This is a genomic window from Comamonas sp. B21-038 (assembly GCF_022387135.1).
GTDB classification, from domain to species: Bacteria; Pseudomonadota; Gammaproteobacteria; order Burkholderiales; family Burkholderiaceae_C; genus Comamonas; species Comamonas sediminis.
Window position 1 is genome coordinate 5,167,501 of the sequence record NZ_CP092462.1, and the last position, 7,500, is coordinate 5,175,000.

2 tRNA genes and 5 rRNA genes (1 of these 7 only partly in view) are annotated in these 7,500 nt (G+C 51.1%); all 7 read left to right on the top strand.

Features of this window, described 5'->3' with window-relative positions:
* Positions 1 to 1,305, top strand: a 23S ribosomal RNA gene (locus tag MJ205_RS23570); it begins 1,573 nt to the left of the window's first position.
* A gap of 153 nt (positions 1,306 to 1,458) precedes the next feature.
* Positions 1,459 to 1,571: ribosomal RNA gene (gene rrf / locus MJ205_RS23575) — 5S ribosomal RNA — on the top strand.
* 365 nt (positions 1,572 to 1,936) lie between these two features.
* Positions 1,937 to 3,465 (top strand): 16S ribosomal RNA (locus MJ205_RS23580).
* A gap of 114 nt (positions 3,466 to 3,579) precedes the next feature.
* Positions 3,580 to 3,656: transfer RNA gene (locus MJ205_RS23585), tRNA-Ile, on the top strand.
* A 158-nt stretch (positions 3,657 to 3,814) separates the two neighbouring features.
* Positions 3,815 to 3,890: transfer RNA gene (locus tag MJ205_RS23590), tRNA-Ala, on the top strand.
* Between the two features lie 388 nt (positions 3,891 to 4,278).
* Positions 4,279 to 7,156, top strand: a 23S ribosomal RNA gene (locus MJ205_RS23595).
* 175 nt (positions 7,157 to 7,331) lie between these two features.
* Positions 7,332 to 7,444: ribosomal RNA gene (gene rrf, locus MJ205_RS23600) — 5S ribosomal RNA — on the top strand.
* Together the 16S, 23S and 5S rRNA genes with 2 tRNA genes alongside form the textbook arrangement of a ribosomal RNA operon.
* Positions 7,445 to 7,500: the final 56 nt, after the last annotated feature.

Sequence of the window (7,500 nt, forward strand, 5' to 3'; positions counted from 1 at the left end):
AGCTACACACGACCGTACCGCAAACCGACACTGGTGCGCGAGATGAGTATTCTAAGGCGCTTGAGAGAACTCAGGAGAAGGAACTCGGCAAATTGACACCGTAACTTCGGGAGAAGGTGTGCCCCAAGTAAGTGAAGTTGAACAAATGGAGCTAAACGGGGTTGCAAAGAATAGGTGGCTGCGACTGTTTAATAAAAACACAGCACTCTGCAAACACGAAAGTGGACGTATAGGGTGTGACGCCTGCCCGGTGCTGGAAGATTAAATGATGGGGTGCAAGCTCTTGATTGAAGTCCCAGTAAACGGCGGCCGTAACTATAACGGTCCTAAGGTAGCGAAATTCCTTGTCGGGTAAGTTCCGACCTGCACGAATGGCGTAACGATGGCCACACTGTCTCCTCCTGAGACTCAGCGAAGTTGAAATGTTTGTGATGATGCAATCTCCCCGCGGAAAGACGGAAAGACCCCATGAACCTTTACTGTAGCTTTGTATTGGACTTTGAACAGATCTGTGTAGGATAGGTGGGAGGCTTTGAAGTGAGGATGCTAGTTCTCATGGAGCCAACGTTGAAATACCACCCTGGTGTGTTTGAGGTTCTAACCTTGGTCCATGATCTGGATCGGGGACAGTGCATGGTAGGCAGTTTGACTGGGGCGGTCTCCTCCCAAAGCGTAACGGAGGAGTTCGAAGGTACGCTAGTTACGGTCGGACATCGTGACGATAGTGCAATGGCATAAGCGTGCTTAACTGCGAGACTGACAAGTCGAGCAGATGCGAAAGCAGGACATAGTGATCCGGTGGTTCTGTATGGAAGGGCCATCGCTCAACGGATAAAAGGTACTCTGGGGATAACAGGCTGATACCGCCCAAGAGTTCATATCGACGGCGGTGTTTGGCACCTCGATGTCGGCTCATCTCATCCTGGGGCTGTAGTCGGTCCCAAGGGTATGGCTGTTCGCCATTTAAAGAGGTACGTGAGCTGGGTTTAAAACGTCGTGAGACAGTTTGGTCCCTATCTTCCGTGGGCGCTGCAGATTTGAGGAAGCCTGCTCCTAGTACGAGAGGACCGGAGTGGACACACCTCTGGTGTATCGGTTGTCACGCCAGTGGCATTGCCGAGTAGCTATGTGTGGAAGAGATAACCGCTGAAAGCATCTAAGCGGGAAACTCGTTCCAAGATGAGATCTGCCGGGGGCTTGACCCCCCTGAAGAGTCGTTCTAGACCAGGACGTTGATAGGTTGGGTGTGGAAGCGCAGCAATGCGTTAAGCTAACCAATACTAATTGCTCGTGCGGCTTGACCCTATAACTTTGATCGGCCCCTTCCCTTAGATGGGGGCCCAAGCAAAGAAACACTGCAACTGCAGTTATGCCCAAAGCGCAATCAAATTTAGCTGATAAGACTCTATGAATTCGCTGTGCTGCCTAACAAACTTGGCAGCAAAGCAAAAAGTTATGCCTGATGACCATAGCAAGTTGGTACCACTCCTTCCCATCCCGAACAGGACAGTGAAACGACTTCGCGCCGATGATAGTGCGGATTCCCGTGTGAAAGTAGGTCATCGTCAGGCTTTTATACTGAAAACGTCCAGCATCTAGCTGGACGTTTTCTTCTCTGCTCTTGAAAGAGTAGCGCGCCAGGTCCACGGATCGGCGGGTTGCAAGAGTTGAGAAGAAAACGTGAAAACGTTCTTGAGTGCAGCAAAAGCTGTGCTACAATGCAAGGCTTCGCTGATCGCGGCGAAGGGAATCTGAGGGCCAAGGCTCTTGGGTCAGGTCTTTAAAAACTAACAGCCGATAAGCGTGGGCGTTTGGTGGCGATTGCCATATGTTCTTCGGAGCAAAACAAGCGCTCACTTTAAACAGTAATGAAGAAGATTTATCTTCTGATTTCCGTCAAGTGAGTGAGTAGTCGAGAGACTTTAAATTCAAGATCGAACTATAGAGTTTGATCCTGGCTCAGATTGAACGCTGGCGGCATGCTTTACACATGCAAGTCGAACGGTAACAGGTCTTCGGACGCTGACGAGTGGCGAACGGGTGAGTAACACATCGGAACGTGCCTAGTAGTGGGGGATAACTACTCGAAAGAGTAGCTAATACCGCATGAGATCTAAGGATGAAAGCAGGGGACCTTCGGGCCTTGCGCTACTAGAGCGGCTGATGGCAGATTAGGTAGTTGGTGGGATAAAAGCTTACCAAGCCGACGATCTGTAGCTGGTCTGAGAGGACGACCAGCCACACTGGGACTGAGACACGGCCCAGACTCCTACGGGAGGCAGCAGTGGGGAATTTTGGACAATGGGCGAAAGCCTGATCCAGCAATGCCGCGTGCAGGATGAAGGCCCTCGGGTTGTAAACTGCTTTTGTACGGAACGAAAAGACCTTTTCTAATAAAGAGGGTTGATGACGGTACCGTAAGAATAAGCACCGGCTAACTACGTGCCAGCAGCCGCGGTAATACGTAGGGTGCGAGCGTTAATCGGAATTACTGGGCGTAAAGCGTGCGCAGGCGGTTATGTAAGACAGAGGTGAAATCCCCGGGCTCAACCTGGGAACGGCCTTTGTGACTGCATGGCTAGAGTGCGGCAGAGGGGGATGGAATTCCGCGTGTAGCAGTGAAATGCGTAGATATGCGGAGGAACACCGATGGCGAAGGCAATCCCCTGGGCCTGCACTGACGCTCATGCACGAAAGCGTGGGGAGCAAACAGGATTAGATACCCTGGTAGTCCACGCCCTAAACGATGTCAACTGGTTGTTGGGAATTAACTTTCTCAGTAACGAAGCTAACGCGTGAAGTTGACCGCCTGGGGAGTACGGCCGCAAGGTTGAAACTCAAAGGAATTGACGGGGACCCGCACAAGCGGTGGATGATGTGGTTTAATTCGATGCAACGCGAAAAACCTTACCCACCTTTGACATGTACGGAAGTGACCAGAGATGGACATGTGCTCGAAAGAGAACCGTAACACAGGTGCTGCATGGCTGTCGTCAGCTCGTGTCGTGAGATGTTGGGTTAAGTCCCGCAACGAGCGCAACCCTTGCCATTAGTTGCTACGAAAGGGCACTCTAATGGGACTGCCGGTGACAAACCGGAGGAAGGTGGGGATGACGTCAAGTCCTCATGGCCCTTATAGGTGGGGCTACACACGTCATACAATGGCTGGTACAAAGGGTTGCCAACCCGCGAGGGGGAGCTAATCCCATAAAGCCAGTCGTAGTCCGGATCGCAGTCTGCAACTCGACTGCGTGAAGTCGGAATCGCTAGTAATCGTGGATCAGAATGTCACGGTGAATACGTTCCCGGGTCTTGTACACACCGCCCGTCACACCATGGGAGCGGGTCTCGCCAGAAGTAGGTAGCCTAACCGCAAGGAGGGCGCTTACCACGGCGGGGTTCGTGACTGGGGTGAAGTCGTAACAAGGTAGCCGTATCGGAAGGTGCGGCTGGATCACCTCCTTTCTGGAAACAAAGCAATCAAGATTGAACGCCCACACTTATCGGTTGTTGGAACAAGCCAAAGCTTTTAAGAGGCTGGGTCTGCACTAAGACACAGCACTTGCAAAGAATTGGAATGGGTCTGTAGCTCAGCTGGTTAGAGCACTGTGTTGATAACGCAGGGGTCGTTGGTTCGAGCCCAACTAGACCCACCAAATACTTCCAACGGATTTAGAGGTTGAGCTTATGCCGCTTTGGTTGATTGGCTAAATGCTGATTGACTAGAGCCAAGCAGTGCGAGGCGTCTGGTGCGAAGCACACTAGCGTGTGTGAGCAGCAGGCAACGAAGCAATGCGCCGGCTATAGGCAATCAGGGGGATTAGCTCAGCTGGGAGAGCACCTGCTTTGCAAGCAGGGGGTCGTCGGTTCGATCCCGTCATCCTCCACCAAAACCTACTACTGATAACTTATCACTCAACACCAAAGCGGTTTCGCAAGAGACTGTTTTGTTGTTGACTCCGGATTCCCGGATCAAACGGCTGTTCTTTAAAAATTCATAGAGTCGAAAATCAGCGTTGCTGGTGGAAAGCAGAAATTCGTAAAGGTTTTACTGCACCGTGCCGCCAGCAACAATTTGATTGCGTCAAAACGAATGAAACTTTGCGGAAGCAATTTTTATTCAGTAATGACGAATATTCTTCAAGAATGTGAATCTGGGAAACTGGGTTTACAGCAGAGATATTCACATTACGGCATAACGCGCGAGGTGAGAGACCTCGCATAAGCAGTTGCTTGGGTTCTTGGCTTGAGATCTAGCGATAGATATCAAAGTTATAGGGTCAAGTGACTAAGAGCATGTGGTGGATGCCTTGGCGATGATAGGCGACGAAAGACGTGATAGCCTGCGATAAGCTTCGGGGAGTTGGCAAATAAACTTTGATCCGGAGATTTCTGAATGGGGGAACCCACCTAGCAATAGGTATCACTGAGTGAATACATAGCGCAGTGAAGCGAACCTGGAGAACTGAAACATCTAAGTACCCAGAGGAAAAGACATCAACCGAGATTCCGATAGTAGTGGCGAGCGAATTCGGAAGAGCCTTGCAGTGATAGTCAGTGTGTTAACAAAACGGAATGGAAAGTCCGGCCATAGTGGGTGATAGCCCCGTATGTGAAAACGCATTGGTGGTACTAGGCTGCAGATAAGTAGGGCGGGGCACGAGAAACCCTGTCTGAATATGGGGGGACCATCCTCCAAGGCTAAATACTCATCATCGACCGATAGTGAACAAGTACCGTGAGGGAAAGGCGAAAAGAACCCCGGGAGGGGAGTGAAATAGATCCTGAAACCGCATGCTTACAAAAAGTCGGAGCCCTTAGGGGTGACGGCGTACCTTTTGTATAATGGGTCAGCGACTTACATTCAGTGGCAAGCTTAACCGAATAGGGAAGGCGCAGAGAAATCGAGTCCGAATAGGGCGACAAGTCGCTGGGTGTAGACCCGAAACCAAGTGATCTATCCATGGCCAGGATGAAGGTGCCGTAACAGGTACTGGAGGTCCGAACCCACTAGTGTTGCAAAACTAGGGGATGAGCTGTGGATAGGGGTGAAAGGCTAAACAAACTTGGAAATAGCTGGTTCTCTCCGAAAACTATTTAGGTAGTGCCTCAAGTATTACCTGCGGGGGTAGAGCACTGTTTAGGCTAGGGGGTCATGGCGACTTACCAAACCTATGCAAACTCCGAATACCGCAGAGTACAGCTTGGGAGACAGAGCACCGGGTGCTAACGTCCGGACTCAAGAGGGAAACAACCCAGACCGCCAGCTAAGGTCCCTAAAACGGGCTAAGTGGGAAACGAAGTGGGAAGGCTAAAACAGTCAGGATGTTGGCTTAGAAGCAGCCATCATTTAAAGAAAGCGTAATAGCTCACTGATCGAGTCGTCCTGCGCGGAAGATGTAACGGGGCTAAGCCAGTTACCGAAGCTGCGGATGCACAGTTTACTGTGCGTGGTAGGAGAGCGTTCTGTAAGCCTGTGAAGGTGTCTGGTAACGGATGCTGGAGGTATCAGAAGTGCGAATGCTGACATGAGTAGCGTTAAAGCGGGTGAAAAGCCCGCTCGCCGTAAGCGCAAGGTTTTCTACGCAACGTTCATCGGCGTAGAGTAAGTCGGCCCCTAAGGTGAGGCAGAGATGCGTAACTGATGGGAAACGGGTCAATATTCCCGTACCGATGTGTAGTGCGATGTGGGGACGAAGAAGGTTAGCTCAGCCAACTGTTGGATATGTTGGTTCAAGCCTGTAGTCGTGCTCGGTAGGCAAATCCGCCGGGCTAAGATGAGGGGTGATAACGGGTCTGCTTGCAGACGAAGTGAGTGATACCCAGCTTCCAGGAAAAGCCACTAAGCTTCAGCTACACACGACCGTACCGCAAACCGACACTGGTGCGCGAGATGAGTATTCTAAGGCGCTTGAGAGAACTCAGGAGAAGGAACTCGGCAAATTGACACCGTAACTTCGGGAGAAGGTGTGCCCCAAGTAAGTGAAGTTGAACAAATGGAGCTAAACGGGGTTGCAAAGAATAGGTGGCTGCGACTGTTTAATAAAAACACAGCACTCTGCAAACACGAAAGTGGACGTATAGGGTGTGACGCCTGCCCGGTGCTGGAAGATTAAATGATGGGGTGCAAGCTCTTGATTGAAGTCCCAGTAAACGGCGGCCGTAACTATAACGGTCCTAAGGTAGCGAAATTCCTTGTCGGGTAAGTTCCGACCTGCACGAATGGCGTAACGATGGCCACACTGTCTCCTCCTGAGACTCAGCGAAGTTGAAATGTTTGTGATGATGCAATCTCCCCGCGGAAAGACGGAAAGACCCCATGAACCTTTACTGTAGCTTTGTATTGGACTTTGAACAGATCTGTGTAGGATAGGTGGGAGGCTTTGAAGTGAGGATGCTAGTTCTCATGGAGCCAACGTTGAAATACCACCCTGGTGTGTTTGAGGTTCTAACCTTGGTCCATGATCTGGATCGGGGACAGTGCATGGTAGGCAGTTTGACTGGGGCGGTCTCCTCCCAAAGCGTAACGGAGGAGTTCGAAGGTACGCTAGTTACGGTCGGACATCGTGACGATAGTGCAATGGCATAAGCGTGCTTAACTGCGAGACTGACAAGTCGAGCAGATGCGAAAGCAGGACATAGTGATCCGGTGGTTCTGTATGGAAGGGCCATCGCTCAACGGATAAAAGGTACTCTGGGGATAACAGGCTGATACCGCCCAAGAGTTCATATCGACGGCGGTGTTTGGCACCTCGATGTCGGCTCATCTCATCCTGGGGCTGTAGTCGGTCCCAAGGGTATGGCTGTTCGCCATTTAAAGAGGTACGTGAGCTGGGTTTAAAACGTCGTGAGACAGTTTGGTCCCTATCTTCCGTGGGCGCTGCAGATTTGAGGAAGCCTGCTCCTAGTACGAGAGGACCGGAGTGGACACACCTCTGGTGTATCGGTTGTCACGCCAGTGGCATTGCCGAGTAGCTATGTGTGGAAGAGATAACCGCTGAAAGCATCTAAGCGGGAAACTCGTTCCAAGATGAGATCTGCCGGGGGCTTGACCCCCCTGAAGAGTCGTTCTAGACCAGGACGTTGATAGGTTGGGTGTGGAAGCGCAGCAATGCGTTAAGCTAACCAATACTAATTGCTCGTGCGGCTTGACCCTATAACTTTGATCGGCCCCTCCCTTAGATGGGGGCCCAAGCAAAGAAACACTGCAACTGCAGTTATGCCCAAAGCGCAATCAAATTTAGCTGATAAGACTCTATGAATTCGCTTCGAAAGCAGCAACGCCCTGATCGACCGATCAGCGCCAAGCGGCCAAGAAGCAAAAAGTTATGCCTGATGACCATAGCAAGTTGGTACCACTCCTTCCCATCCCGAACAGGACAGTGAAACGACTTCGCGCCGATGATAGTGCGGATTCCCGTGTGAAAGTAGGTCATCGTCAGGCTTTTATACTGAAAACGTCCAGCACCTAGCTGGACGTTTTCTTCTCTGCTCTTGAAA